The organism is Novosphingobium aquimarinum (assembly GCF_009746585.1).
GTDB lineage: Bacteria > Pseudomonadota > Alphaproteobacteria > Sphingomonadales > Sphingomonadaceae > Novosphingobium > Novosphingobium aquimarinum.
Map to the genome: position 1 here is coordinate 46,480 of NZ_WRPO01000001.1, position 25,530 is coordinate 72,009.

The 25,530-nt window shown below is 64.3% G+C and carries 23 protein-coding genes; 12 read left to right on the plus strand and 11 right to left on the minus strand.

What is annotated here, in order from left to right:
- Window positions 1-27 precede the first annotated feature (27 nt).
- The 4 genes from GQO94_RS00230 (at window position 28) to ppdK (ending at window position 7,021) form a co-directional block, all read left to right on the plus strand.
- Complete coding sequence (locus tag GQO94_RS00230) at window positions 28-894, plus strand: glycine--tRNA ligase subunit alpha (protein ID WP_232332719.1); 867 nt, start codon at window positions 28-30, stop codon at window positions 892-894.
- Complete coding sequence (locus tag GQO94_RS00235) at window positions 891-1,679, plus strand: alpha/beta fold hydrolase domain-containing protein (RefSeq protein ID WP_156839141.1); 789 nt, start codon at window positions 891-893, stop codon at window positions 1,677-1,679. The genes GQO94_RS00230 and GQO94_RS00235 overlap by 4 nt, the downstream gene beginning before the upstream one ends.
- Window positions 1,672-4,230, plus strand: coding sequence for a glycine--tRNA ligase subunit beta (gene glyS, locus GQO94_RS00240; protein WP_156839142.1), 2,559 nt, complete (start codon window positions 1,672-1,674; stop codon window positions 4,228-4,230). Before GQO94_RS00235 ends, glyS begins: the two co-directional genes overlap by 8 nt.
- A gap of 115 nt (window positions 4,231-4,345) precedes the next feature.
- Window positions 4,346-7,021, plus strand: coding sequence for a pyruvate, phosphate dikinase (gene ppdK, locus GQO94_RS00245; protein ID WP_156839143.1), 2,676 nt, complete (start codon window positions 4,346-4,348; stop codon window positions 7,019-7,021).
- Here ppdK and GQO94_RS00250 read toward each other — a convergent pair.
- The gene (locus tag GQO94_RS00250; RefSeq protein WP_156839144.1) at window positions 7,018-7,785 is read right to left on the minus strand and encodes a methyltransferase domain-containing protein; all 768 of its coding nucleotides are present in this window, start codon (window positions 7,783-7,785) and stop codon (window positions 7,018-7,020) included. The genes ppdK and GQO94_RS00250 overlap by 4 nt on opposite strands.
- 77 nt (window positions 7,786-7,862) lie before the next feature.
- Here GQO94_RS00250 and GQO94_RS00255 point away from each other — a divergent pair, with 77 nt between their 5' ends.
- Complete coding sequence (locus tag GQO94_RS00255; protein WP_232332692.1) at window positions 7,863-8,588, plus strand: ComF family protein; 726 nt, start codon at window positions 7,863-7,865, stop codon at window positions 8,586-8,588.
- 402 nt (window positions 8,589-8,990) lie between these two features.
- Window positions 8,991-9,371, plus strand: a complete 381-nt coding sequence (hisI, locus tag GQO94_RS00260; RefSeq protein WP_269748706.1) for a phosphoribosyl-AMP cyclohydrolase — start codon at window positions 8,991-8,993, stop codon at window positions 9,369-9,371.
- Between the two features lie 10 nt (window positions 9,372-9,381).
- Here hisI and cysK read toward each other — a convergent pair whose 3' ends face one another.
- From cysK to tyrS, 4 genes are all read right to left on the minus strand, one after another.
- Complete coding sequence (cysK, locus tag GQO94_RS00265; protein WP_156839146.1) at window positions 9,382-10,299, minus strand: cysteine synthase A; 918 nt, start codon at window positions 10,297-10,299, stop codon at window positions 9,382-9,384.
- Window positions 10,296-11,576 (minus strand): MFS transporter, encoded by a 1,281-nt coding sequence (locus tag GQO94_RS00270; protein WP_156839147.1) that lies wholly within the window; start codon window positions 11,574-11,576, stop codon window positions 10,296-10,298. Before GQO94_RS00270 ends, cysK begins: the two co-directional genes overlap by 4 nt.
- A 125-nt stretch (window positions 11,577-11,701) precedes the next feature.
- Window positions 11,702-12,043, minus strand: coding sequence for a PilZ domain-containing protein (locus GQO94_RS00275; RefSeq protein WP_156839148.1), 342 nt, complete (start codon window positions 12,041-12,043; stop codon window positions 11,702-11,704).
- 127 nt (window positions 12,044-12,170) lie between these two features.
- Entirely contained in the window at window positions 12,171-13,400 is a 1,230-nt protein-coding gene (gene tyrS, locus GQO94_RS00280; RefSeq protein ID WP_156839149.1) for a tyrosine--tRNA ligase, read from the minus strand.
- 46 nt (window positions 13,401-13,446) lie between these two features.
- Here tyrS and GQO94_RS00285 point away from each other — a divergent pair, with 46 nt between their 5' ends.
- Both GQO94_RS00285 and GQO94_RS00290 read left to right on the plus strand, forming a co-directional pair.
- Window positions 13,447-13,986, plus strand: coding sequence for a DOMON-like domain-containing protein (locus tag GQO94_RS00285; RefSeq protein ID WP_232332693.1), 540 nt, complete (start codon window positions 13,447-13,449; stop codon window positions 13,984-13,986).
- Entirely contained in the window at window positions 13,983-15,185 is a 1,203-nt protein-coding gene (locus GQO94_RS00290; protein ID WP_156839150.1) for an exo-beta-N-acetylmuramidase NamZ family protein, read from the plus strand. Before GQO94_RS00285 ends, GQO94_RS00290 begins: the two co-directional genes overlap by 4 nt.
- Before the next feature lie 208 nt (window positions 15,186-15,393).
- Here GQO94_RS00290 and GQO94_RS00295 read toward each other — a convergent pair whose 3' ends face one another.
- Window positions 15,394-16,575 carry a vWA domain-containing protein gene (locus tag GQO94_RS00295; protein ID WP_156839151.1) on the minus strand — a complete coding sequence of 394 codons (1,182 nt, stop codon included), beginning with the start codon at window positions 16,573-16,575 and terminating at the stop codon, window positions 15,394-15,396.
- Window positions 16,576-16,683: 108 nt separating this feature from the next.
- Here GQO94_RS00295 and GQO94_RS00300 point away from each other — a divergent pair, with 108 nt between their 5' ends.
- Window positions 16,684-17,817, plus strand: a complete 1,134-nt coding sequence (locus GQO94_RS00300; protein WP_156839152.1) for an aspartyl/asparaginyl beta-hydroxylase domain-containing protein — start codon at window positions 16,684-16,686, stop codon at window positions 17,815-17,817.
- A gap of 44 nt (window positions 17,818-17,861) precedes the next feature.
- Here GQO94_RS00300 and GQO94_RS00305 read toward each other — a convergent pair whose 3' ends face one another.
- From GQO94_RS00305 to GQO94_RS00315, 3 genes are read right to left on the minus strand one after another with little or no spacing between them, the layout of a single operon-like run.
- The gene (locus GQO94_RS00305; RefSeq protein ID WP_156839153.1) at window positions 17,862-18,290 is read right to left on the minus strand and encodes a GFA family protein; all 429 of its coding nucleotides are present in this window, start codon (window positions 18,288-18,290) and stop codon (window positions 17,862-17,864) included.
- Window positions 18,287-18,718 (minus strand): GFA family protein, encoded by a 432-nt coding sequence (locus tag GQO94_RS00310; protein WP_232332694.1) that lies wholly within the window; start codon window positions 18,716-18,718, stop codon window positions 18,287-18,289. Before GQO94_RS00310 ends, GQO94_RS00305 begins: the two co-directional genes overlap by 4 nt.
- A 5-nt stretch (window positions 18,719-18,723) precedes the next feature.
- Complete coding sequence (locus tag GQO94_RS00315) at window positions 18,724-19,569, minus strand: AAA family ATPase (protein WP_156839154.1); 846 nt, start codon at window positions 19,567-19,569, stop codon at window positions 18,724-18,726.
- Between the two features lie 129 nt (window positions 19,570-19,698).
- Between GQO94_RS00315 and GQO94_RS00320 the strand changes: the two genes are divergently transcribed.
- Window positions 19,699-20,928: a glycosyltransferase family 87 protein gene (locus GQO94_RS00320; RefSeq protein WP_156839155.1), complete on the plus strand. Its 1,230-nt coding sequence runs from the start codon at window positions 19,699-19,701 to the stop codon at window positions 20,926-20,928.
- Here the strand turns inward: GQO94_RS00320 and GQO94_RS00325 are convergent.
- Complete coding sequence (locus GQO94_RS00325; RefSeq protein WP_232332695.1) at window positions 20,915-21,610, minus strand: hypothetical protein; 696 nt, start codon at window positions 21,608-21,610, stop codon at window positions 20,915-20,917. The two genes, GQO94_RS00320 and GQO94_RS00325, sit on opposite strands and share 14 nt — an antisense overlap.
- 110 nt (window positions 21,611-21,720) lie before the next feature.
- On the opposite strand from GQO94_RS00325, the gene GQO94_RS00330 reads away from it, so the two are divergent.
- Both GQO94_RS00330 and GQO94_RS21345 read left to right on the plus strand, forming a co-directional pair.
- Window positions 21,721-22,431, plus strand: a complete 711-nt coding sequence (locus tag GQO94_RS00330; RefSeq protein ID WP_156839156.1) for an NYN domain-containing protein — start codon at window positions 21,721-21,723, stop codon at window positions 22,429-22,431.
- 425 nt (window positions 22,432-22,856) lie between these two features.
- Window positions 22,857-23,231 carry a YybH family protein gene (locus tag GQO94_RS21345; protein ID WP_408636568.1) on the plus strand — a complete coding sequence of 125 codons (375 nt, stop codon included), beginning with the start codon at window positions 22,857-22,859 and terminating at the stop codon, window positions 23,229-23,231.
- A 257-nt stretch (window positions 23,232-23,488) separates the two neighbouring features.
- Here GQO94_RS21345 and parE read toward each other — a convergent pair whose 3' ends face one another.
- Entirely contained in the window at window positions 23,489-25,495 is a 2,007-nt protein-coding gene (gene parE, locus GQO94_RS00340) for a DNA topoisomerase IV subunit B (RefSeq protein WP_156839158.1), read from the minus strand.
- Between the last annotated feature and the right edge of the window lie 35 nt (window positions 25,496-25,530).

Genomic DNA, 25,530 nt, shown 5'->3' on the forward strand with positions numbered 1-25,530 from the left:
AAGTCCGGGCCGCTCAGCTTTCAGGCCATGATCCTGACGCTCCACTCGTTCTGGAGCCGGCACGGCTGCCTGATCCTGCAGCCTTACGACATGCGGATGGGCGCAGGCACGTTCCATCCGGCCACCACGTTGCGCGCGCTCGGCCCCGAGCCGTGGAAAGCCGCTTACGTCCAGCCCTCGCGCCGGCCGACCGATGGCCGTTACGGCGAGAACCCCAACCGACTGCAGCATTACTATCAGTATCAGGTGATCCTGAAGCCGAACCCCGAGAACCTGCAGGAGCTCTACCTCGAGAGCCTCGCCGCGATCGGTATCGATCCACTGGCGCACGACATCCGCTTCGTCGAGGACGACTGGGAAAGCCCCACGCTGGGCGCCTGGGGGCTGGGCTGGGAAGTCTGGTGCGACGGCATGGAAGTGACCCAGTTCACCTATTTCCAGCAAGTCGGCGGGTTCGATTGCAAGCCGGTCGCGGGCGAGCTGACCTACGGCCTCGAACGCCTCGCGATGTACATCCAGGGCGTCGACCGCGTGTACGACTTGCGCTTCAACGATGAAGGCGTGTCCTACGGCGATGTGTTCCTGAAGAACGAACAGGAACTGTCGAAGTACAACTTCGAGATCGCCGACACCGAGCAGCTGTTCAAGGGCTTCCAGCACGCCGAGGCCGAATGCCGGCGCTGTATCGAGGCCGAAATCCCGCTCGCCGCTTACGATCAGGCGATCGAGGCGAGCCACTTGTTCAACCTCTTGCAGGCGCGCGGCGTGATTTCGGTTCAGGAACGCGCCAGCTACATGGGCCGCGTGCGCGATCTCGCCAAAGGCTCGTGCGAGGCGTGGATCGCCAAGAACGCCGACCGCTGGGCCGCCGAATACGAGGGGTGGAGCGCGTGAGCGTGAAAGTCGTCAAGGGCGGTACGCACCACAACGGCCATGCCTCGGCCAAGACATTGTTGCGCAAGGACGCGGTCGAAGTGCGCGGCGCGGACGTGGTGTTCGAGAACGACAAGCTGCGCGTCACCACCATGGGCGATCCCGATGCGCCGGGCGTCTTCGTGTGCTTCACCGGCACGCAGCTCGCGATGGGCGGGATCGAGGCCGAGGAATTCGTCGGCTCGACGCGTTCGCCGGGCTTCAGCGCGCTGTTCGTGAGCGATCTTGCGCGTTCGTGGTACAACGCCTTTCCGCCCGAAATGCTGGTCGACGCGATCGCCGGTCGCACCGAGGGCAAGCGCATCGTGACGCTCGGCAATTCGATGGGCGGCTACGGCGCGATCTGGGCGTCCAAATATCTGCCGGTCGAAACCGCGATCGCCTTTGCACCGCAGTTCTCGATGAATCCCAAAGTGGTTCCGGGCGAGAAGCGCTGGGGCAAATTCCGCCGGGGCATCAAGCAGTGGCGTCACCAAAGCCTCGCCGATCATTTCCGTGACGAGGTGCGCTACGTGACGATCAACGGCGACGAGCCGCTCGACCGCCAGCACTGGAGTGCCTTTCCGCAAGGCACCAACATGGAGCACCTGCTGGTCGCGGACACGCAGCACTTCCCCGCCGCGCACTTCAAGAAGGCGGGCGTCCTCGGCGAAGTCATCGCGCTGTGCGCCGAGGGCACCAGCCCCGAGCCGCTGATCCGCAAGACCGGCTTCGACGTGACCCGCATCGGAGGCGGCAATGCCTGATTTTCTGCTCGAACTGCGCTCCGAGGAAATTCCCGCGCGGATGCAGGCCGGCGCGCGCGCCGATCTGGAAAAGCTGTTCCGCAAGGAAATGGACGCCGCCGGTGTTTCGTGCAGCGACATCACTGTGTGGTCCACTCCGCGCCGCCTCGCACTGATCGCGCGCGATGTGCCGACCGCCACCGAAGCCGTGCGCGAGGAGACCAAGGGCCCCGCCACCGCCGCGCCCGAGCAAGCGCTGGCCGGGTTTCTCGGCAAAGTCGGGCTGACCAAGGACCAGCTCGAAGTCCGCGAACTCAAGGGCAAGCCGACCTACTTCGCGGTGGTCGAGAAGCCGGGCAGGGCGGTCGCGGACGTGCTCGCCGAAGCGATCCCCGCGATGGCACGCGCCTTTCCCTGGCCCAAGTCGATGCGCTGGGGAGCGCAGTCGCTGTCGAGCGCCTCGCTGCGCTGGGTGCGCCCGCTTTCGGGCGTGGTCGCGATCCTGGGCGAAGAGCTGGTCGAATGCGAAGTCGGCGGCATCGCCTCGGGCTACGTCACGCTTGGCCACCGCTTCCACGCGCCCGGCGAGATCACCATCGGCGGCGCGCACGATTATGCCGACAAGCTGCGGCTCGCGCACGTCATCGTCGATCACGAGGAACGCCAGGGCATCGTCCGCACCAAGGCGCGCGAGGCGGCTTCGGCGGCGGGCCTGACGCTGGTCGAAGACGAGGGGCTGGTGATCGAGAACGCCGGCCTCACCGAATGGCCGGTGCCGCTGCTCGGCCGCTTCGACGAGGACTATCTCGCCGTGCCGCCCGAAGTGATCCAGCTCACCGCGCGGGTGAACCAGAAGTATTTCGTGTGCAACGATGCGGACGGCAAGCTCGCCAACGCGTTCGTCTGCACTGCCAATATTGACGCCACCGATGGCGGCGCGGGCGTGGTCGACGGCAACCGCAAGGTCCTCGCCGCGCGGCTGTCGGACGCGCGCTTCTTCTGGGACCAGGACCGCAAGACGCCGCTGGCGGAACAAGCGAAGAAGCTGGAGCGGATTACCTTCCACGAAAAGCTCGGCACGGTCGCCGACAAGGTGGAACGCGTCGCCAAGCTGGCCCGCTGGCTGGTCGAAGAAGGCATCGTAACATCCTCCCCGAACCGGGGAGGGGGACCAGCGAAGCTGGTGGAGGGGCAAGCGCCCCCTATCCTCACCCCGCAACCCGAGACGACCCCGCCCGTGCCCCTCCACAGTCCTGCGGAAGGTCCCCCTCCCCGTTCCGGGGAGGTTCTGGCGCTCGCCGACATGGCCGAGCAGGCCGCGCGCCTCGCCAAGGCCGACCTCGTCACCGAGATGGTCGGCGAGTTCCCCGAACTGCAGGGCCTGATGGGCGGTTACTACGCCCGCGCCGAGGGCCTGCCCGACGCCGTCGCCGATGCTATCCGCGATCATTACAAGCCCGTCGGCCAAGGCGACGAAGTGCCGACCGCGCCGGTTACCGTGGCGGTATCGCTGGCGGACAAGCTGGATACGCTGGTTGGCTTCTATCTGATTAAGCAGGAACCAACAGGTTCAAAAGACCCATTTGCTTTGCGTCGAGCCGCCCTTGGGCTTATAGCCATGGCGATTGAGAACAAGTTGCCGCTCAATGCGTTTTTGATTGCGGCCAACGCGTATCATCCAGCATCTTGGAATGCTAAATTGGTTGCTCTTTCTCAAATCGGTCTTTTTCATAAAGACGATTTGAGCAGCGTTCGCAAAGCTCTTTACGCGCAGACAGAGAGCTATCGCTTTGAATTGACCCCACATACTATTGAAATAGATGTGGACCGGCGAAGCATACTTCGAGCAGAATCGAATGATGGCTCCTTCGAAGTACCCGAAATATTAGGTCCGATCGATTTGCCAACTAAAATCGTGGATTTTCTTGTAGATCGCCTCAAGGTCCAGCAGCGCGAAGCGGGCGTCCGCCACGACTTGATCGATGCCGTCTTCGCGCTTGGCGGCGAGGACGACCTCGTTCGCCTTCTCGCCCGCGTCCACGCGCTGCAGGCCTTTGTCGAAACCGAGGACGGCACCAACCTCCTCGCCGGCTACAAGCGCGCGGCCAACATCCTCAAGAAGGAAGGGTTCGACACCCCCGATCGTCACCCCAGCTCCGAGACCGCCAGCGAAAGCGGGATGCCGGATCAAGTCCGGCATGACGTGGAAGGCGTATACGCCGACGAGGATCCGATGGAGAACGTCGACGATCCGCAGATGCGTGAAATCTACGCGCAGCAGATGGCCGAGCGGACCGCGACGGCGCTTTCCTACACGCCCGAACCGGCGGAAAAGGCGCTGATGGATGCGCTCGATTCCGCCGAGCCCGCCGCCGCGCGCGCGGTCGAGGCCGAGGACTTCGCCGCCGCGATGGCGGCGCTTGCGGGCTTGCGCGCGCCGATCGATGCGTTTTTCGAGGACGTGACGGTGAACGATGCGGATCCCGCCAAGCGGCATACGCGTCTTGCCTTGCTTGATCGGTTTCGTGTTGCAGTGCACAATGTTGCAGATTTTTCGAAGATCGAGGGTTGAGCCACGCACCGTGTCACCTTCGATTTTCGCCAGTTTATTCTGATTGGTCCGCTGTTTAGGCGGCATAGTTGAAGGCGACTGTGTGTCACCTTCGTCAACTTTGAGGGCAGGACGCATGGCTACCGTGGCACAAAGGCAGGTCTACACTTTCGGCGGCGACGCCCGCAGCGACGATCCCCGCTCGCGCGACAAAGTGATCACCGGCGGCAAGGGCGCCAACCTCGCCGAAATGGCCAGCATCGGCCTGCCGGTGCCCCCCGGGTTCACCATCACCACCGAGGAATGCGTGAAGTATCTCGCTGAAGGTGGCGATTTCTCGGCCGAACTGCGCGCCGACGTCGCCGAGGCGCTGACGCATATCGAGACAACCGTCGGCAAGAAGCTGGGCGACGCGGCCGATCCGCTGCTGGTTTCGGTGCGCTCCGGCGCGCGCGTTTCGATGCCCGGCATGATGGACACCGTCCTCAACCTCGGGCTGAACGACGCCACGGTCGAAGGGCTGGCGGCGACCTCGGGCGATGATCGCTTCGCCTGGGACAGCTACCGGCGCTTCATTCAGATGTACTCCGACGTGGTGCTCGGCCTCGACCACCACTTGTTCGAAGACGCGCTGGAGATGGCCAAGGAAGACAACGGCTATCACACCGACACCGAACTCACCGCCGACGACTGGCGCAAGGTCGTCACCGAATACAAGGGCATCGTCGACAAGGAGCTGGGCAAGCCGTTCCCGCAGGACGTCGAGGAGCAGCTGTGGGGCGCGATCCGCGCGGTTTTCGATTCCTGGGATTCGGACCGCGCCAAAGTCTACCGCCGGCTGAACGACATCCCCGGCGACTGGGGAACTGCGGTCAATGTGCAGGCCATGGTCTTCGGCAACATGGGCGATACATCGGCCACCGGCGTCGCCTTCACCCGCGACCCCGCGACCGGCGAGAAGGCCTATTACGGCGAATGGCTGGCGAACGCGCAGGGCGAGGACGTGGTCGCGGGTATCCGCACGCCGCAGTACCTCACCAAGGACGCGCGCGAAGCGGCAGGCGCCAAGCCGCTGTCGATGGAAGAGGCCATGCCCGAGGCTTACGGACAGCTGGCCGAAGTCTTCGAGACGCTCGAAAGCCACTATCGCGACATGCAGGACATCGAGTTCACCGTGGAACGCGGCAAGCTGTGGATGCTGCAGACCCGCTCGGGCAAGCGCACCGCCAAGGCCGCGCTCAAGCTCGCGGTCGACATGGTGGGCGAGGGCCTGATCGACGAAGCGACGGCGATCAAGCGCGTCGATCCGATGGCGCTCGACCAGCTGCTGCACCCGACGCTCGATCCCGATGCGCCGCGCGATGTGCTGGGCCGCGGGCTTCCCGCGTCGCCGGGCGCGGCTTCGGGCGCGATCGTGCTCGATGCCGATACCGCCGAAAAGCGTGCGGAACGCGGCGATTCGGTGATCCTGGTGCGCGTCGAGACCAGCCCTGAGGACATTCACGGCATGCATGCGGCCAAGGGCATCCTCACCGCGCGCGGCGGCATGACGTCGCACGCCGCCGTGGTGGCGCGCGGCATGGGGCGCCCGTGTGTTTCGGGCGCGTCTGCGGTCTCGATCGACCTCAAGGCGCGCAAGCTGCGCATCGGCAGCCGCGAATTGTCCGAAGGCGACGTCATCACGCTCGATGGCGCCTCGGGCGAGATCATGGCGGGCGAAGTGCCGACGGTGGAGCCGGAACTCGCAGGCGACTTCGCCACGCTGATGGTCTGGGCCGACAAGCATCGCCGGATGAAAGTGCGCACCAATGCCGAAACCCCGGCCGACTGCCGCATGGCGCGCCAGTTCGGGGCCGAGGGCATCGGCCTGTGCCGGACCGAGCACATGTTCTTCGATGCCAACCGTATTTCGGCCGTGCGCCAGATGATCCTCGCCGAGGACGAAGCCGGTCGCCGCGCGGCGCTGGAAAAGCTGCTGCCGGCGCAGCGCAGCGACTTTCAGGAGATCTTCGAAGTGATGGCGGGCTTGCCGGTCACGATCCGCCTGCTCGATCCGCCGCTGCACGAGTTCCTGCCGCAAGGCGATGCCGAGTTCGCCGAACTGGCCGAAGCGATCGGCATCGGCGCCGATACGCTCAAGCGCCGCGCGGGCGAACTCCACGAATCGAACCCGATGCTCGGCCATCGCGGCTGCCGCCTCGGCATCACGTTCCCCGAGATCTACGAGATGCAGGCGCGGGCGATCTTCGAGGCGGCGTGCGACGTCGCCAAGGCATCGGGCGATGCGCCGGTGCCCGAAGTGATGATCCCGCTGGTCGCGACGCGCAAGGAAGTGGCGATCCTGCGGGTCTTGATCGAACGGATCGCGGCCAAGGTGTTCGAGGACAAGGGCATCACGCTCGAATACCTCGTCGGCACCATGGTCGAACTGCCGCGCGCCGCGCTGATGGCGGGCGAGATCGCAGAAGAAGCGCGCTTCTTCTCATTCGGCACCAACGACCTCACGCAGACCACGCTCGGCGTCAGCCGTGACGATGCCTCGCGCTTCCTTGGTCCCTACGTCGAAAAGGGCATCTACCCGCGCGATCCGTTCGTGAGCCTCGACATCGACGGCGTTGGCCAACTGGTGGAGCTGGCCGCCGAGCGGGGCCGGGCCACGCGTCCCGATCTCAAGCTCGGCATCTGCGGCGAACATGGCGGCGACCCGGCCTCGATCGCGTTCTGCGAAGCGCAGCGGCTCGATTACGTCAGCGCCTCGCCCTACCGCGTGCCGATTGCCCGCCTTGCCGCGGCGCAAGCCGCGCTGGGCTAACGTTCGGGTGGGCGGCGGCCCGAGAGCGTGAGGATGGTGAAGCGCTCCCGCGTTCGGCCATCCTCCGCCGCCTCGGCGAAGGCCCGGCGAGCCCGTTCGAGTCCCGCCTTCCCAAGCGGCGGGCCCGGATCGGCCAGCACTTGCGAGAGGGCCTGGTCGCGCACGTCGCCGATCAGAGTGCCGAACGCGCGGTAGGCCACGTCGATATCGCGCAAGTCCGCCACCGGATCGGCGAAACCGGCGCGCTGGAGCAATTGCCCGCCCGCCCGCGCATCGATCTGCGGATGGATCCGCGCCGAGGGGCGCTCCGCATCCGCGGCCAGCAGCGCGGCGCGCAGCGCGGGCAGGCTGCCGGCTCCGGGAAAGCTCGCGATCATCATGCCGCCGGGGCGCAGGGCCTGACGGATATGGATCAGCGCGCCGGGAAGATCGTCGATCGTATCGAGCGTGCCGAGGCTGGCGATGAGATCGTAGCCGGCATCGGGGTAGGGCGCTTCCTCGTCGAAGCCGTCCGCCGGTTCGCGGACTTGCGCCGTCCAACCACGGCTGCCCAGCGTCGCGGCGAGCGTCTGCGTCAGGTCCCCGATGACGAGCGCGCGGCCCGGTTCGAGCCGCACGAAGCCGATCCGTTCGAGCACGTCGTCGGCCATGTCCTCAAGCACGAACCGCGCGGCGTCTTCCCGCCGCTGACGGGCGATCGCGCGGCGGCGCACGACTGCGCGACGCGGCTTGTCGAAGATGCGGGGCGGTCCTTGCTCGGTCACGTGCGCCTCCTGCCGTGTGCGGACCGGACACGCAAGCGCTTGCGGGCCGCGGGCAAATGGCTAATCATCAGGCTATCATGAGCCTTCTCTCGCCGATCGTGGACAAAGTCCTGCCGCCGCGCTGTCCGCTGTGCGGCGACGGCATCAGCGCGCAGACCGGTTTGTGCAGCGCCTGCTGGAACAAGCTGGTGATCCCCGGCGAACCGGCCTGCAAGCTGTGCCAGCGCCCTTTCGACGAAGATGAGGTGGGAGAGGATGCGGTCTGCGCGCCGTGCTTGGCAAAGGCGCCGCAGCACGATGGAGTCGCCGCCGCCACACTGTATAACGAAGCGTCCAAGCAGCTCGTCCTAGCCTTGAAGCATGGCAACCGGATCGCCTTGGCGCCGATGATGGCGCACCAGATCGCTGCCAAACTGCCGATGTTGAAACCAGGAACGTTGATCGTGCCGGTCCCGCTCCACCGTGCGCGGCTTTGGTCGCGCGGGTACAACCAGGCCGCGATCCTGGGAGAGGAACTGGCTCGTCTGACGGGCATGATGCTGGTGGTCGATGGTCTGCTGCGGCGCAAGTCGACTCCGTTCCTCGGCAATCTCGATCGCCGGTCGCGCAGCAGTGCGTTGTCCGGCGCGATCACCGTCAATCCCAGTCGGCGCGAGATGATCAAGGGTGCGAACGTGGTTCTGGTCGACGATGTGCTGACCAGCGGAGCGACCAGCAACGCCTGCGTATCCGCGCTCAAGCGCCGCGGTGCGCAATCTGTCGTGATCGCCTGCTATGCCAGAGTGCTCGACGAAGTGTTCTGAAAACGCGCGTTCGAAGATCCGATGCTCGCGACGGGGCGTTCGCGCAGCCCTCGGTAGCCACATGCAAAGACGCCCGGGACCATGCGATCCCGGGCGTCCTCGTGACGAAACTAACGGGGCCCTGCTTGCGCATCTTGGCGGCACCCCTGAAGGCCGCCAGACCCGATCCCTCATGTCTCGTGAGCCAATCCGGGGTTAGTCGGATCAAAGCTCTTACTCCCTGAACCCTGGCGCCTGTTTTACAGCACCTTTATGGTTCAGTGTGCAGCCCCCCCGAGCTGCGATCTCTCAATCGACCGAATCGGGCTGCGATGGAAGGGTGTTTGCAAATCGATCCTAATTTTGGTGTAGGGCTGTTGTGAGTTTGCAACATTCCGGCAAACCGAAACAGCGGAGGATCCCTTGAACAAGCCTCAGGCCACCGACACCGTCGAGCGCGAAACCGGAACGCGGTTCATGCCGCGCTTCGACGAAAAAGGCCTGATCTCGGCCATTGCGGTCGATAGCGAGACTTTGCAGGTCCTCATGGTCGCCTACATGGATGCCGAAGCGCTCGATCGAACGCGCGAAACCGGTCTGGCGCACTTCCATTCCCGCTCCCGGCAGCGGTTGTGGTGCAAGGGCGAGACCTCGGGCCACTACTTGCGCATCCAGGAGATCCGCGTCGATTGCGACCAGGACGCGCTCGTGCTGCTGGTGAAGCCCGAGGGCCCCGCCTGCCATACTGGGAAGACCTCATGCTTTTATCGGGTGCTCGATAACGGCAGCTTGTCGCCCGTGTGACCTTTGCGGCTTACTCCGGCAGGAAGTCGGGGACCGAAAGGTAGCGCTCCCCCGTGTCGTAATTGAAACCCATGACCCGCGTTCCGGCGGCAAGATCGGGCAGCTTCTGCGCGATCGCCGCCAGCGTTGCGCCCGAGCTGATGCCCACCAACATGCCTTCCACGCTGGCCGAGCGCCGGGCCCATTCCTTGGCATCTTCCGGCGGTACCTGGATGGCACCGTCGATCGACTGGGTATGGAGATTGGAGGGAATGAACCCGGCACCGATACCCTGGATCGGATGCGGGCCCGGCTGTCCGCCCGAGATCACCGGAGATAGCGTGGGCTCGACCGCGTAAGCTTTCATCGCGGGCCAATCCTGCTTCAGCCGTTCGGCGCAGCCTGTCAGATGGCCGCCCGTGCCGACGCCGGTGATCATCACGTCGATCGGCGTATCGGCGAAATCGGCCAGGATCTCCATCGACGTCGTGCGGACGTGGATGTCGACGTTGGCCGGGTTGTCGAACTGTTGCGGCATCCAGGAACCGGGCGTCTGCTCCACGAGCTCGCGAGCGCGTTCGATCGCGCCCTTCATCCCTTTTTCCTTGGCGGTGAGGTCGAACTGCGCACCATAGGCGAGCATCAACCGGCGCCGCTCGATCGACATCGACTCGGGCATGACCAGCACGAGCTTGTAGCCCTTGACCGCCGCCACCATGGCCAGGCCGATGCCGGTGTTGCCCGAGGTCGGCTCGATAATCGTGCCGCCGGGCTTGAGGCTGCCATCGGCTTCGGCCGCTTCGACCATGGCGAGGCCGATGCGGTCCTTGATCGAGCCGCCGGGATTGGCGCGTTCGCATTTCACCCAGACTTCATGGTCGGGAAAGAGGCGGGACAAACGCACGTGGGGGGTCTTGCCGATCGTGGCGAGAATGGAATCGAATTTCATGGGCCGCTCTCCCTGAGCCGGTATTGCGGGGCAAAGGTGCGGGCGCGGCGAAGTTCGGGGAACAGCCAGGCCCACAGGATGGTAACGACTATGGCACCCGTTCCGCCGAATACAACCGCTCCGGTCGCGCCCAGCAACGCTGCGGCGAAGCCGGACTGCAACTCGCCGAGTTCGTTGGACGCAGAGATCGCGAGACCTGAAATCGCCGAGACTCGACCGCGCACATCGTCGGGCGTGTTGAGCTGGACCAGCGAACTGCGGATGAACACCGAAACCATGTCCGCCGCGCCCAGCAGCGCGAGAAATCCCAGCGAGAGCAGGAAGTTGCGCGACAATCCGAAGGCGAGAGTCATCGCGCCGTAGCCGATGACCGCCAGCAGCATCTTCCAGCCCACCTCGCGTTCGAGCGGTCGCCACGACAGCAGCACGGCGACGAGCGCAGCGCCAACCGCCGGCGCGGCGCGCATCTGACCCAGGCCTTCGGGGCCGACGTGCAGGATGTCGCGCGCAAACACGGGCAGCAGCGCCGTAGCGCCGCCCAGCAGCACCGCGAACAGATCCAGCGAGATGCAGCCCAGCAGGAAGCGCTCGTTCCAGACGAATTGGAAGCCGCCCACGATCTGGCGCAGCGGATGCGTTCGGCGTGCCTCGGGTGGGGGCGGCGGAAGACTGCGGATAGCGAGGATCGCGACAATGGCCACCGCCATCAGGCTGACCGACACCCAGTAGGGCAGCGACCGCTGGCTGGCGAAGAGGAATCCGGCGGCTGCCGGCCCAACCACCGCACCGGACTGGAACGCGATCGAATTGAGCGCGATGGCGCGGGGAATCAGCGCGGCCGGCACGATATTGGGAGCGATCGCCGACATCGCCGGGCCGACGAACACACGCACCGCTCCATGCGCGGCGGCAAGTCCGAACAGGACGGGCAGACTGCGCCATTCCGCGACGGTCACGAAACCGAGCGCGGCCGCGACCGCGACATCGAGCACCATGGCCATGGCCGCCACGTAGCGACGGTCGAACCGGTCGGCGACGACGCCGGCAATGGGGGTGAGCAGCATCAGCGGTACGAACTGCGCAAAGCCGAGCAGGCCGAGCTGAAACGAGGCTGCCGGTATGCTCATCCCGTATTCGGCGCGCGCCACATCGTAGATCTGGTAGCCGACGATGACGACCATTCCGGTCGTCGCGAGAACCGAGGCAAACCGAGCCAGCCAGAAGCGGCGATAATCGGGAATGCGTAAGGGCGACTTGAGAGATTCGGCGGCGTTCACCCGCGCCCCTTGCCACCGCACCAAGCGCTTTCCAAGCGGATTGGCGGCGTCACAAACCGTCAGGGATCCGTCAGCTTGTCAGGGAGCCCGGCGGATCTCGCGAAACGCGATCGGTGGCGCTTGCGTCAGCGGCGGTTGGGGCGAAGCCGCGGATTGGGCTGCAAGGTATCGACGAGCTGCATGAAATCGTCGAGCCGGATGATCCGCTCGAACTGGAAGCCGGCGCGTTCCTCGTGAGCCCAGATCAGGTGGGCCTCGATCCGGCCGATGATCGGCAGCCGCAAGTCGAGGCGCTCCCCCCGCTCGAGGTCGCCGTCGACGTGCGCCATGAAACCCTGGGCCGAGATGTTGACGATGTGCAGGTGGACATCGCCTATGGTCCGATGTTCAGCGATCACTTTGTAATCGACCGGATGGCGTGCCGCCCGACGCTTGTCGGTTACGGTCAGCTGTGCACCTGCGACCATGACTTCTTCCCATATTTTTCGTTGCCCGCCGCGATCTTGAACGGAATAGGCAAACAAACGGTAAACCGGCAAAATCTTGCTGGTTCAACAGGACGAATTATGCCGCTTTGTGGCGGATTTCCGCCGATCAGCCGGACTGGAGGATGCCGTGCTTCTTCTTGCCCAGGCTGATCTTGGCGGTCGATCCTGCGGCCAGGGTGATGAGATGGCCGGGATCGGTCACCACCGAGTCGTCGATCCGCACCGCGCCTTCGGCGACTTTGCGCTTGGCCTCGCCATTGCTGCCGGTAAAGCCGATCTCGGTGCAGGCCGAGACAATCCGGATACCTTCGGCTGGTACCATCAGCACCGGCAAATCGCCGCCAAGGTTGCCCCCCGCGAAGGTGGCTCGTGCCGTTTCGCCCGCGTTGCGCGCGGCTTCCTCACCGCGACACAGTTTGGTCACCTCGTCTGCAAGGATCACTTTGGCGTCATTGATCTCCGCGCCTTCCAGCGCCTCGAGCCGTGCGATCTCATCGAGCGGGAGATCGGTGAACAGGCGCAGGAACCGGCCCACGTCGCGATCGTCGCAATTGCGCCAGTATTGCCAGAAATCGTAGGCGGGCAGCGCGTCCTCGTTGAGCCAGACCGCGCCGGCGGCGGTCTTGCCCATCTTGGCGCCGTCCGCCGTGGTGAGAAGCGGCGTGGTCAGCCCGAACAGCTCGCTCCCGTCCATGCGGCGAGCCAGCTCGATTCCGTTGACGATATTGCCCCACTGATCCGACCCGCCCAGCTGCAAGCGGCAACCCCGCCGCTGCGCCAGCTCGCGGAAGTCGTAGGCCTGGAGGATCATGTAGTTGAATTCGAGGAACGTCAGCGGCTGCTCGCGATCGAGCCGCAGTCGGACCGAATCGAACGTCAGCATGCGGTTCACAGTGAAGTGCGGGCCGACGTCGCGCAGCAGCTCGATGTAGCCGAGCTGCGAAAGCCACTCATCGTTATCGACCAGGACCGCGTCGGTCGGACCATCGCCGAAGGTCAGCACCCGCTCGAAGATCGTGCGGATCGAGGCGATGTTGTCGCGGATCGTGTCGCCGGTCAGCATCCGCCGGCTTTCGTCCTTGCCGGAAGGATCGCCGACCTTGGTGGTTCCGCCGCCCATCAGCACGAACGGTTTGTGGCCGGTCTGTTGCATGCGGCGCAGCATCATGATCGGCACCAGACTGCCGACGTGGAGCGATGGCGCGGTCGCATCGAAGCCGATATAGCCCGGCACGACCTGTCGACCCGCAAGCGCATCGAGCCCCTTGGCATCGGTGACCTGGTGAATGTAGCCCCGCTCTTCGAGCAGGCGGAGCAGGTCGGAATTGTAAGTCATGGCGGCCTTCCTGAACGAAGCGCGCGCCTAGCATGGAGAATGCCGCTTGCAAACGGCGAGCCTTGTCAGCCACCCCGCGTATCCGCCGCGCTCAGTCCGTTCGATCACCACGCGCATCACGCCCGATGGCGAGTGGGTCCGCCTGCGCTGGCGTATCGAAGGGGCGAACGACCTCGTCGTTCCCGCTTTCGCGGGCAAGGGCAGGGCGGACAACTTGTGGCGGACCACCTGCTTCGAACTGTTCCTGCGCGCGCCGGGTGAGCGCGCCTATGTGGAATTGAACCTGTCGCCCTCCGAGCGCTGGGCCGCTTACGAGTTCACGGGCTACCGCGAAGGGATGGCCGAGCGTCCGGCACCGCGCGAGCCGGCCTGCACCATGAGAGCCGGCGAGGCACTGGCGATTTTCGATGCCGCCGTCCCCTCCGCCGCGCTGCCGCCGTTGCCCTGGGAATGCGCGATGGCCGCGGTGATCGAGGAAACGGGTGGGATCAAGAGCTACTGGGCGCTAGGACACGGCAAGCCCGAGCCCGATTTCCACGATCCGGCTTGCTTCGTCCTTTCGGTTCCGGCACCGGGCGGGGCATGAATTTCGGCATCGATCGCCTGCTGGCGGACCCCGACCTCCTGCGTCAACTCGAAGGCCGCCGCGTCGCGCTCGTCGCGCATCCGGCTTCGGTGACGGCGAACCTGACCCACTCGCTCGACGCGCTGATCGCGGCGGGCGTGAACGTGGCCTCCGCCTTCGGGCCGCAGCATGGCCTCAAGGGCGACAAGCAGGACAACATGGTCGAAACAGCGGACGAGACCGACCCTGATTACGGGATTCCGGTGTTCAGCCTCTACGGCGAAGTGCGGCGGCCGTCGGGACAAATGATGTCGACCGCCGACGTGTTCCTGTTCGACCTCCAGGATCTCGGCTGCCGGATCTATACGTTCGTGACGACGCTTCTTTACCTGCTCGAGGAAGCGGCGAATGGCGGCAAGAGCGTGTGGGTGCTCGACCGGCCCAATCCCGCCGGGCGACCGGTGGAAGGCACGCTGCTGCTGCCGGGTCAGGAAAGCTTCGTCGGCGCCGCGCCGATGCCGATGCGCCATGGCTTGACGATGGGCGAAATGGCGCAGTGGTTCGTGCGTCATTTCAAGCTGGACGTCGATCTCAAGGTCATCGCGATGGAGGGCTGGCAGCCCAACGGTTCCCCCGGTTTCGGATGGCCGCAAGACCGGATCTGGATCAATCCCAGCCCGAACGCCGCGAACCTCAACATGGCGCGCGCCTATGCCGGCACGGTGATGATCGAAGGCACGACGCTGAGCGAGGGCAGGGGCACAACGCGGCCGCTCGAAGTGCTGTTCGGCGCGCCGGACCTCAATGCGGGGGCCGTGCTCGCCGGAATGCACCGTGTCGCGCCGCAATGGCTCGATGGCTGCGCCTTGCGCGAATGCTGGTTCGAGCCGACCTTTCACAAGCATCAGGGCAAGCTGTGCAACGCGATCATGGTCCACGCCGAAGGTCCGTTCTACGATCACACCGCCTTCCGACCCTGGCGGCTTCAGGCGCTGGCGTTCAAGGCCATTCGCATGGTTGCGCCCGACTATCCGATCTGGCGCGACTTTCCCTACGAGTACGAATTCGACCGGCTCGCGATCGACGTCATCAACGGCGGCCCGGCGCTGCGCGAATGGGTTGACGATCGTGCATCCGAAGCTGGCGATTTGGAGGCGATCGCGGCCCTTGACGAGGCCAACTGGCGCGAAACGGTCGCGAACGTGCTGCTGTACGATTAGGATTCGCTCGTCATACGGCCCAGCTGATGGCGACGAGTCCAGTCCGTAGGCACCACTGGTCATTCTCGTCATGCTGAACTTGTTTCAGCATCCATCGCGCCTCACCGCTCAGGTCCGGAAGGGTGGCAGCATGGATGCTGAAACAAGTTCAGCATGACGGCGGATGCGAGATTGCACCTGCACCTTTGCTGAGGCGCTTAGGCCTCACTCAGTGTTTCTTCCGCGTCAGTTCCCGCATCGCATCGTCCAGCCCGCCCAGAGTCAGCGGATACATCGCGTCCTGCATGATCTCGCGGATCATCCGCGTCGAACTGGAATAGCCCCACTGCCGCTCGGGCGTGGGATTCAGCCAAACGGTGGCGGGATATGTCTGTCGCACGCGCTGCAGCCAGGTCGCGCCGGCTTCCTCGTTCATGTGTTCCACCGAGCCGCCGGGGTGCGAAATCTCGTAAGGGCTCATCGCGGCGTCGCCGACGAAGATCACCTTGTAATCGTGCCCGTACTTGTGGAGCACGTCCCAGGTCGGTGTGCGTTGCGACCAGCGCCGGCGGTTGTCCTTCCAGACGCCTTCGTAGAGGCAATTGTGGAAGTAGAAGAATTCGAGGTTCTTGAATTCCGCGGTGGCTGCGCTGAACAGCTCCTCCATCAGCGAAACGAACGGGTCCATCGAGCCGCCCACATCCAGGAAAAGCAGCACTTTGACGGCATTGCGCCGCTCGGGCCGCATGCGAACGTCGAGCCAGCCCTGTTTGGCGGTGCCTTCGATCGTCGCGTCGAGATCGAGTTCCTCGGCCGATCCCTCGCGCGCGAAACGCCGCAGGCGGCGCAGCGCGACCTTGATGTTGCGGGTGCCCAGTTCCTTGCTGTTGTCGAGATTGGCGAATTCGCGCTTTTCCCAGACCTTGATTGCGCGCTTGTGCCGGCTTTCGCCGCCGATGCGCACGCCTTCGGGATTGTAGCCCGAGTGACCGTATGGCGAGGTGCCGTTGGTGCCGATCCACTTGTTGCCGCCCTGGTGCCGCTTTTCCTGTTCTTCGAGCCGCTGCTTCAGCGTTTCCATGATCTCGTCCCACGAGCCTTTCGACTTGATCTGCTCCATCTCCTCCGGCGAGAAATAGCGTTCGGCGAGCTTTTTCAGCCATTCCTCTGGGACTTCGACCGGGGTCTGGCCGTAGTCCGTGAGAATGCCCTTGAAGACTCTTTGGAAGACCTGGTCGAACCGGTCGAGCAGGCCCTCGTCCTTCACGAAGGTGGCCCGGCTTAAATAATAGAAGGCTTCGGGCGTCTGCTCGATCACTTGCTTATCGAGCGCCTCGAGCAACACGAGATGCTCCTTGAAGCTGGCGGAAATGCCTGCGGCGCGCAGCTCGTCGACGAAATTGAAGAACATGGGCGCAAGGCTAGTCCACCCCGCGCGGCACCGCAAACCCAATTCCCGCTTCGGTCAGATCGGCGGGCACGATTGGAAGTGCCGGCGGCATCGCTATAGGCTCGCCGCATGACATTGACCCCGAATCAAGTGCAGACGCTCACAGATGAAGCCCGCGCGGCCTTGTCGCGGCGCGATGGCAAAGCCGCCGTCGCGGCGCTCGAACAGCTGCCCGACACCCCACCGCTCACGCTGGCGCAGGCGCATCTCATGGCGGGGAACCGGGAAGCGGGTGAACTGGCGATCGACCGCTTGCTGGAAAGGGAACCGCGCCATGTCTGGGGCCTCATCATCAAGGGCGATTGCCGGATGCAGGCCGGCGACAGCCGCGGCGCCAACGCCTTCTTCCGCGCTGCCCTCGATGCCGGCGCCAAAGTGGCGCAGCCCGGCCCCGATCTGCGCACCGCACTCGGGCGGGTGCAGGAGCGGCTTGCGGGGCTGGCGGCGCGCTTCGAGGAGGACTTGCGCGGTACCCTCGAAGGCATGGGGGAAGCTCCGTCGCCACGGATCGCCGACGCGCTCGACATCCTTACCGGCCGCAAGCAGATCTACATGCAGCAGCCGCAAAGCTTCTACTTTCCCGGGCTACCGCAAATCCAGTTCTACGAGCGCGAGAGCTTTGACTGGATCCCCGAAATGGAAGCGCGCACCGAAGCCCTGCGGGCGGAGCTGCTGGGCGTTCTGGATGATGCGGACGGCGGCTTTCGGCCCTATGTCGAGAGCGAACCGGGACGGCCTGCCAAGCTCAATGCCATGGTCGGTGATGCGCGCTGGAGCGCCTATTACTTGTGGGAGAACGGTGCGCTGGTTGCCGAGCATGCGGAGCGCTGCCCGCAAACCGTTGCCACGCTGGAACTCGCCCCGATCCCGGTGATCGCGCGCCGTTCGCCGATGGCGTTGTTCTCGCAGATGCAGCCGGGCATGCACATCCTGCCGCATAGCGGGTTCTTCAATACGCGCCTGATCTGCCACTTGCCGCTGATCGCGCCGGAAGGATGCGAGCTGCGGGTGGGCAACGAGACTCGCCCATGGCGTCAGGGCGAGATGCTGGTGTTCGATGACAGCATCGAGCACGAGGCATGGAACCGCTCGAATTCGACTCGGGTGGTGCTGCTGTTCGAGATCTGGCGACCCGAGATCCGCGAGGCGGAACGCGACATGCTAACCCGCATGTTCACCTATATCGCGGCCTACGAATCCTAGGCCGATCGCTAGGTTGGGTCACGGAAATCGGGAGTGTTGGACTACTAATCCTTGCGTGGCGGCAGCGGCGGCTGATGCTCGAACTGTTCTAAGTCCGGATCGATTGTTGCCCAGTCGGGCGCTTCTGATGTCCAGATCGCGGACTTCGGGGCCAGATCGCCGGCATCGTCGAGCACACCGAGACGCACGACCCAGGCTCCATCGCGGGCGGCGTTGCGACCGAACATCTGCGTGCCGCAAGTGGCGCAAAAGCCATGCGCAATGCGATTGCCGCTGGCTGCCTCGTAGTCCCACCAGGCGACGTCGCCGGTCACGGTCATAGCGTCGGTCATAAACAAGGCGTTGTTGGTCGGACCGCTTGCCGCGATGCGACGGCACTGACGGCACCAGCACTGGCGCACCCAGAGCGGTTCGGACGTGATCTCAAGGCTCACGGCGCCGCAGCTGCAGTGGCCCTGGTAAGGCGCTGTCATTGTACATCTCCATTGATGCGCGTGCTGTCGGGGCCTTGTTCGAAGTGCGGGATCTTGAAATCGAGCGGTGCCCACGAAGGCGCGCTCTCGACCCAGATAAGCGATTGCGGCGCCATCAGTTCGGGATCGTCGAGCGTGCCGGCGCGCACCCGCATCGGCATTCCGGCCGGCTCGACGGTCTTGCTGTAAAGCTGCGCGCCGCATTGCGGACAGAAGCCGCGTTCGACCGTGTTGCCGCTGTCTGCGGTCATCGCGATAGTGCCGATCTCGCCCGTGTAGACCACCGCCACTTCGGGAAAGAGCACATTGATCGTCGCCGAGCCGCTGGCGATGCGCTGGCAATCGCGGCACCAGCAGGCGCGAGCGCCGAGGGGCTCCGCGTCGATCGTGAAGGTCACTTGCCCGCAGAGACATTGTCCGGTGTGCACGGCCGTCAGCTTCCGCGCCGCGACATGAAGGCAAGACGTTCGAACAGCATCACGTCCTGCTCGTTCTTGAGCAGCGCGCCATGCAGCGGCGGGATCGCCTTGGTCGGATCCTGGTTCTGCAACACGTCGAGCGGCATGTCCTCGTTCATCAGCAGTTTGAGCCAATCGAGCAATTCGCTGGTCGAGGGCTTCTTTTTGAGGCCCGGCACTTCGCGCAGCTCGTAGAACATCTCCATCGCCTTGGTGACCAGCGTCTTCTGGATGCCGGGGTAGTGCACGTCGATGATCGCCTGCATCGTCTCGCGGTCGGGGAACTTGATGTAATGGAAGAAGCACCGGCGCAGAAACGCGTCGGGCAGTTCCTTCTCGTTGTTCGAGGTGATGACCACGATCGGGCGTTCCTTCGCTTCGATCCGCTCCTGCGTCTCGTAGACGTCGAAGCTCATGCGATCGAGTTCCTGGAGGAGATCGTTCGGAAACTCGATGTCGGCCTTGTCGATTTCGTCGATCAGCAGCACCGGCAGTTCGGGCGCGGTGAACGCCTCCCACAGTTTGCCCTTCTTGATGTAGTTCTTGATGTCGTGGACCCGCTCGTCGCCGAGCTGGCCGTCGCGCAGGCGGGCGACCGCGTCGTATTCGTAGAGGCCCTGGTGGGCCTTGGTGGTCGACTTCACGTTCCATTCGATCAGCGGCGCGTTCACCGCCTTGGCGATCTCGTGCGCCAGGACGGTCTTACCCGTCCCCGGTTCGCCCTTAACTAGCAGCGGGCGGCGCAGCAGTACGGCCGCGTTGACCGCGACCTTGAGATCCTCGGTGGCGACGTAATTGCTGGTACCTTCGAAACGCTGCATGACTGGTCCTAGACGATTGCTAAGTCCGCAACGGTAGGTTGTGCAGCGCAGCGAAGCAAGCGTGCCGCAGCTGTTCAAGCCTTCGCCGGCGCGATGGACAGACGATGCGATGGTCGTCAGACATCCGGAATGACCGGGGGGTTCTTCAGCACAGCGGCTTGGCTCGATCGGGGCAGGGTGCGCGGATATCTCCTCCTGCTCGCGCTGCTGAATGCCCTTACGCTGGGATTCCTGCTGGCGACTTCGACGAACGGGGTCGATCGCAACGGCTATCTGCTGGGAACCGATTTTCTCAGCTTCTGGACTGCGGGCCGGATGCTCGCCGCCGGGCAGGACGTCTACGATCAAGCCGCGCATATCGCCGCGCAACGCGCCTATTTCGTGCAGCAGGGTGAGGCGTTCACGGCATTCTTCTATCCGCCCTCGTTCCTGCCGCTGTGCCGGTTGCTGGGCATCGGGCCCTATTTCGTCTCGCTGGCGATCTGGCTCTTGGCGACCGGCGCGTTCTACGCCTGGAGCGTCTCGTGCTGGCTCCGCGCATCCCTCCGCGAGCATCCCTCAATGTGGATACTACTGGCCGCGTTCCCGCCCGTGCTCATCACGATTACGCATGGCCAGACCGCGTTTCTCGTCGCCGGGCTGATGGGCGCGGCGACGTACTTCGTGCCGCGCCGACCGGTTCTTGCGGGCGTGCTGTTCGGGCTGGCGACGATCAAGCCGCAGTTCGGCCCGCTGGTGCCGCTGGTGCTGCTGCTGACCGGACAGTGGCGCGTAATCGCTGCCGCTGCGGCGTCCTCACTCGCCTTGGCTTTGCTCGCGACGCTGGCTTTCGGCCTGCAGCCGTGGGCCGACTGGCTCGCACTGAGCGCCGCCGCGCAAGCAGCGATGAGCCAAGGGTCGGTCGGATTCTCCAAGATGGTGAGCCTGTTCGCAGGAGCGCGATTGCTTGGCGCTCCGACATGGCTCGCTTATGCTTTGCAGACCGTATTGAGCGCGGCTGTCGTGATGTCCATCGCGGCGGCAGCGGTGAGCCGCGGGTGGAGCGATGCTCTCGGCGCGGCGCTGCTGGTGGGGGCGCTGCTCGTCACCCCGTTCATGCTCGACTACGATCTGGTGCTGCTGGCCTTCCCGCTGATCTGGCTGGCGGGGCAGGACCACCGCCGCTGGGAGCGCCTGACGATCCTGCTCGCCTTCGCCGCGCCTGCCTTCGCCCGGCCGCTCGCGCTCAGCATCGGTGTGCCGATCCTGCCGCCGATCCTGCTGGCGCTGTTCGTGGTATTGCTCCGGCGAGCGCGACAACCGCGAGACGATGACAACCAGCATGACGGCATTCCATTGTCGAACTCTAGAACCGGCTGAACATATGCGGGTGCCGGTCGACGAAGCGGCGTAGCCAGTGATCGGTGCGATCGTGCCGCGCGCGGCGCATGTAGCGCCAGCCCGCCAGCGCCATCACCAGCGCGCCGAGCGTATCGACGATCAGGTCCCACATCGTGTCCGTCAGGCCGGAGGGATCGCCGAGCATGGCCTTTTGCATATTGGTCCCCGCGAGCTGGTCCATCGCAAACTCGAAGATTTCCCAGACCGCGCCCAGGCTCACGCTGAAGCTGAAAGCGAACAGCGCCAGAAAGCTCGGCCGCATCGAGACATCGACCATCTCGTTCTCGTTGAGCACGTAGACCACCAGAAAGCCGACGAGGCCCAGCAGCACGCCCGAGCTGGTGTGCAGCACCAGATCCCACCACCAGAAGCGAATGTAGAAGTCCTGCACTTCGCCCAGGAACAGCGTCGCGAACAGGAACACGACGACGAACACCTGGATCTCCGAGGGGACTTGGATCGGCATGCGGCGCGGGAACAGCGCGGGGAACGCGATCAAGGCCATCAGCAGCACGGTGGCGAACACATGCATCCATCGCGCGCTGAGCACCAGCAGCACCGCTTCGGCGCCCATGATCAGTTCGAGCGCGATCAGCAGCCAGGCATGCAGTCTGCTGGGCAGCAGGGTTCCGCCAGACAAGGCGGTTGGATCGTCGCTCATGGTCTTGCCTTTTTGTCCGCGCGCGGGCTTTGCTGCGGAACATGGCTTGCCGTTGCGGGCTATTCTACCCTGAAAGAGATGAAGTCCCACGCGGGCTGAGAAAGAGGCACATGAGCAACAAGATCCGACAGAACCGCAACATCGCCTTGCTGATCGATGCCGACAACGCTTCGCCCAAGAGCCTCGAGGCGGCCCTGACGATCCTCGGCGATCTCGGCACCGTCAACGTGCGGCGGATCTACGGCAACTGGGCCAAGCCCGGGCTCAAGGGCTGGTCGAAGATCGTCCACCGCTACGCGATCGAGCCGCAGCAGCAGTTCGACCTGACCAAGGGCAAGAACGCGACCGACATGAAGATGACGATCGACGCGATGGACCTGCTCTACGGCGGCCATGTCGACGGCTTCGGGCTGATGACCAGCGATTCGGACTTCATGCCGCTCGCCATGCGCATCCGCCAGAACGGCACTCCGGTCTATGGCTTCGGCACCGCCCGCACGCCCGAGGCCTTCCGCCAGGCCTGCACCCGCTTCATCGACATCGACCAGATCGCCGAAGAAGAGGACGAGGACGTGACCCCGACGCCCGCGCCGCAGGTGGAAGACGAAGTGGTCAAGCTGCTCGGCGACGCCTGGAGAGCGAGCAAGCGCGACGACGAGGGTTACGCAAGCTTGTCCGAACTCGGCCAGCGTGCGGCGAACCGCTCCAGCTTCGACGCACGCAGCTATGGCTTCTCGCGATTGTCGGAACTGGTGCAAAGCCTGCCCAATTTCGCGACCCAGAAGCGCGAGAGCGGACTGTTCGTGAAGCGACTGCGGTAAGTACCCTGACTGCAGACACACCAGCACCCCACAAGCTCAGGCTGAGCGGACTTGGTTGAGCGACGCCATGGGAAACTGGAGGACCAGTCTCCAATGTCTGAATAGTCGTGCGACTTTCGGGTTTCAGATCGGCATGAGCTGAAATCAACCATCCTGGCAAAGGAACCCCTCTCCGAAAAACGGCCAAATCTAGAGAAAACGATCATGGGGGTTGGGCAGTCTGGGGATCGATCAGGGAAGGTTGTTGAAGGTGAGCCATTACGCTATCGATTCGTCGGATTCGGTTTGGATTTTGCTAAATGCCCCGCTTCCCGCATTCCATCTTCGCACTCGGCTTCGCGTTCTTCGCGGTGCCTCTTCTTGCGCAAAACTCCGTCGCGGGATCCAATGCTGAAGCTTTGCCTAGTGTCACATTGCCACCCGAAATGGATCGCGTCCTCCGCGAATACGAGCACGCCTGGAGTATAGGAGATGCTGAGGCCCTCGCCTCACTCTTCGCAGATGATGGGTTTGTTTTGCAGAACGATGCTTCACCCGTCCGTGGACGTTTAGCTATTCAGGATATTTATCAAGGGCAAGGCGGCGCTCCATTACGTCTACGCGCGCTCGCTTATGCAAGTGGTACCACATACGGTTACATAATCGGATCGTATGGTTACGGCTTGCAATCCAGCGATGTTGGGAAGTTTACCCTGACGCTTCGGCGAGAGCCCGGTGAAAGATGGATGATCTTTTCGGATATGGATAACTCGAACGTTCGACGCCGGAACATCGCAACTCCGCCTGCCGCGACTCCTTGATCAGATGGCCACGGCGACTAACTGCCTCCCGGTTGGAAACCTCCAGCGGAACACAACCCGCCAGGTAATTCTTCAAGCTATTGATCGGGTGTTTTCTCAGGATTGTTCCCGAACTGGTCTTTCGAGATTGCCGCTTGGAGATGGAGGAACGGGATGCTCTTGCGCTCTTTTGAGCGTCCGCTTTGGCGTCGAGTCCGGAAGGGCAGCCTCCGTGGATCACGAACCAACAGCCGTCATCCGATCAGCCAGCCCCACCCTCAAGCATCAATCAAATCCGGGTCCAGTTCCCCCGCACGGTTCTGGATGAACATGAAACGGTGCTCGGGGTTGCGCCCCATGAGGCGGTCGACGAGGTCCTTCACCGCCGCGCGGCCTTCGTATTCGGGGGGCAGGGTGATGCGGATCAGTGAGCGGCTGTCCGGGCTCATCGTGGTTTCGCGCAATTGCTGCGGGTTCATTTCGCCCAGGCCCTTGAAGCGGCCGACTTCGACCTTCTTGCCCTTGAACACGGTCGCTTCCAGCTCGGCACGATGTTCATCGTCGCGGGCGTAGGCGGACTTGCTGCCCGAGACGAGCCGGTACAGCGGCGGCTGCGCGAGGTACAAGTGTCCCTTGCGCACGATCTCGGGCATTTCCTGGAAGAAGAACGTCATCAGTAGCGTCGCGATGTGCGCGCCGTCGACGTCCGCATCGGTCATGATGATGATGCGATCGTAGCGCAAGTTGTCGGCGTTGCAGTCCTTGCGGATACCGCAACCTAAAGCGAGTTGCAGGTCCGCGATCTCCTGGTTGCCGCGGATCTTGTCGGCGCTGGCGCTGGCGACGTTGAGGATCTTGCCGCGGATCGGCAGGATCGCCTGCGTCTTGCGGTCGCGCGCCTGCTTGGCCGAGCCGCCCGCGCTGTCTCCCTCGACGATGAACAGCTCGGTCTCGCCGCTGCCTTCGCCCGAACAATCGGTGAGCTTGCCGGGCAGGCGCAACTTCTTGGCGTTGGTAGCGGTCTTGCGCTTGACGTCGCGCTCGGCCTTGCGGCGCAGGCGCTCGTCCATGCGCTCCATGACATGGCCGAGCAGCGCCTTGCCGCGATCCATGTTGTCCGCGAGGAAATGGTCGAAGTGATCGCGCACTGCATTTTCGACGAGGCGCGCGGCTTCGGGCGAGGTCAGCCGGTCCTTGGTCTGCGACTGGAACTGCGGATCGCGCACGAAGACCGACAGCATGATCTCGCTGCCGACGATCATGTCGTCGGGCGTGATGTCCTTGGCCTTCTTTTGACCGACCAGATCGGCGAAGGCGCGGATGCCCTTGGTCAGCGCGGCGCGCAGGCCCTGCTCGTGGGTGCCGCCGTCGGGGGTCGGGATCGTGTTGCAGTACCAGGAATAGGCGCCGTCCGAATAGAGCGGCCAGGCGACCGCCCATTCGACGCGGCCTTGCTCGGTCCCATCATCGCTCGCCGGAAAGTCCTGCGAGCCCGAAAAGAACTGGCTGGTGACGCATTCGCGACCGCCGACTTGCTCGGCCAGATGGTCGGCGAGACCGCCGGGGAACTGGAAGACGGCCTCGGCGGGCACTTCCTCGCTTGCCAATTCGGGCGAGCACTTCCAGCGGATTTCCACGCCGGCGAAGAGGTAGGCCTTGGAGCGGACCAGTTTGAACAGCCGCAGCGGCTTGAACTTCTGGTCGCCGAAGATCTCGGTATCCGGCACGAAGGTGACGCTGGTGCCGCGCCGGTTGGGCGTCGTGCCGATCTTTTCCAGCTTGCCGGTCGGAAGCCCGCGCGAAAACTCCTGCGCGTAGACTTCCTTGTTACGCGCGACCTCGATGCGGGTGAGCGTCGACAGCGCGTTGACCACCGAGACACCGACGCCGTGCAGGCCGCCCGAAGTCGCGTAGGCCTTGCCGGAGAACTTACCGCCGGAGTGCAGCGTGGTGAGGATTACCTCGAGTGCGGATTTGCCGGGATACTTGGGATGCTCGTCGACCGGGATGCCGCGGCCGTTGTCGGTGATCGTCAGCTTGCCGGCAGCGCCGGGTTCCGCCTCCAGCGTGAACTCGATGCGATTGGCATGGCCCGCGACCGCCTCGTCCATCGCATTGTCGAGCACTTCGGCAGCGAGGTGGTGGAGCGCCCGTTCGTCGGTGCCGCCGATGTACATGCCGGGGCGGCGCCGTACGGGCTCCAGCCCCTCGAGCACTTCGATGGCAGAGCCATCGTAGGCCTCGCCCCCGGAAGCCGGCAGCTTATCGAACAGGTCATCGGACATCGTGCCCCTTTTAGCCTGCGCGGAATCCGGCAGGC

What these genes read in the sequence shown, in the direction of transcription:
- GQO94_RS00230 (WP_232332719.1), top strand. Translation starts at nt 28, where the DNA reads ATGATCCTGACGCTCCACTCGTTCTGGAGCCGGCACGGCTGCCTGATC.
- glyS (WP_156839142.1), top strand. Translation starts at nt 1,672, where the DNA reads ATGCCTGATTTTCTGCTCGAACTGCGCTCCGAGGAAATTCCCGCGCGG.
- ppdK (WP_156839143.1), top strand. Translation starts at nt 4,346, where the DNA reads ATGGCTACCGTGGCACAAAGGCAGGTCTACACTTTCGGCGGCGACGCC.
- GQO94_RS00255 (WP_232332692.1), top strand. Translation starts at nt 7,863, where the DNA reads ATGAGCCTTCTCTCGCCGATCGTGGACAAAGTCCTGCCGCCGCGCTGT.
- cysK (WP_156839146.1), bottom strand. Translation starts at nt 10,299, where the DNA reads ATGAAATTCGATTCCATTCTCGCCACGATCGGCAAGACCCCCCACGTG.
- GQO94_RS00275 (WP_156839148.1), bottom strand. Translation starts at nt 12,043, where the DNA reads ATGGTCGCAGGTGCACAGCTGACCGTAACCGACAAGCGTCGGGCGGCA.
- tyrS (WP_156839149.1), bottom strand. Translation starts at nt 13,400, where the DNA reads ATGACTTACAATTCCGACCTGCTCCGCCTGCTCGAAGAGCGGGGCTAC.
- GQO94_RS00290 (WP_156839150.1), top strand. Translation starts at nt 13,983, where the DNA reads ATGAATTTCGGCATCGATCGCCTGCTGGCGGACCCCGACCTCCTGCGT.
- GQO94_RS00295 (WP_156839151.1), bottom strand. Translation starts at nt 16,575, where the DNA reads ATGTTCTTCAATTTCGTCGACGAGCTGCGCGCCGCAGGCATTTCCGCC.
- GQO94_RS00300 (WP_156839152.1), top strand. Translation starts at nt 16,684, where the DNA reads ATGACATTGACCCCGAATCAAGTGCAGACGCTCACAGATGAAGCCCGC.
- GQO94_RS00305 (WP_156839153.1), bottom strand. Translation starts at nt 18,290, where the DNA reads ATGACAGCGCCTTACCAGGGCCACTGCAGCTGCGGCGCCGTGAGCCTT.
- GQO94_RS00315 (WP_156839154.1), bottom strand. Translation starts at nt 19,569, where the DNA reads ATGCAGCGTTTCGAAGGTACCAGCAATTACGTCGCCACCGAGGATCTC.
- GQO94_RS00320 (WP_156839155.1), top strand. Translation starts at nt 19,699, where the DNA reads ATGACCGGGGGGTTCTTCAGCACAGCGGCTTGGCTCGATCGGGGCAGG.
- GQO94_RS00325 (WP_232332695.1), bottom strand. Translation starts at nt 21,610, where the DNA reads ATGAGCGACGATCCAACCGCCTTGTCTGGCGGAACCCTGCTGCCCAGC.
- GQO94_RS00330 (WP_156839156.1), top strand. Translation starts at nt 21,721, where the DNA reads ATGAGCAACAAGATCCGACAGAACCGCAACATCGCCTTGCTGATCGAT.
- GQO94_RS21345 (WP_408636568.1), top strand. Translation starts at nt 22,857, where the DNA reads ATGGATCGCGTCCTCCGCGAATACGAGCACGCCTGGAGTATAGGAGAT.
- parE (WP_156839158.1), bottom strand. Translation starts at nt 25,495, where the DNA reads ATGTCCGATGACCTGTTCGATAAGCTGCCGGCTTCCGGGGGCGAGGCC.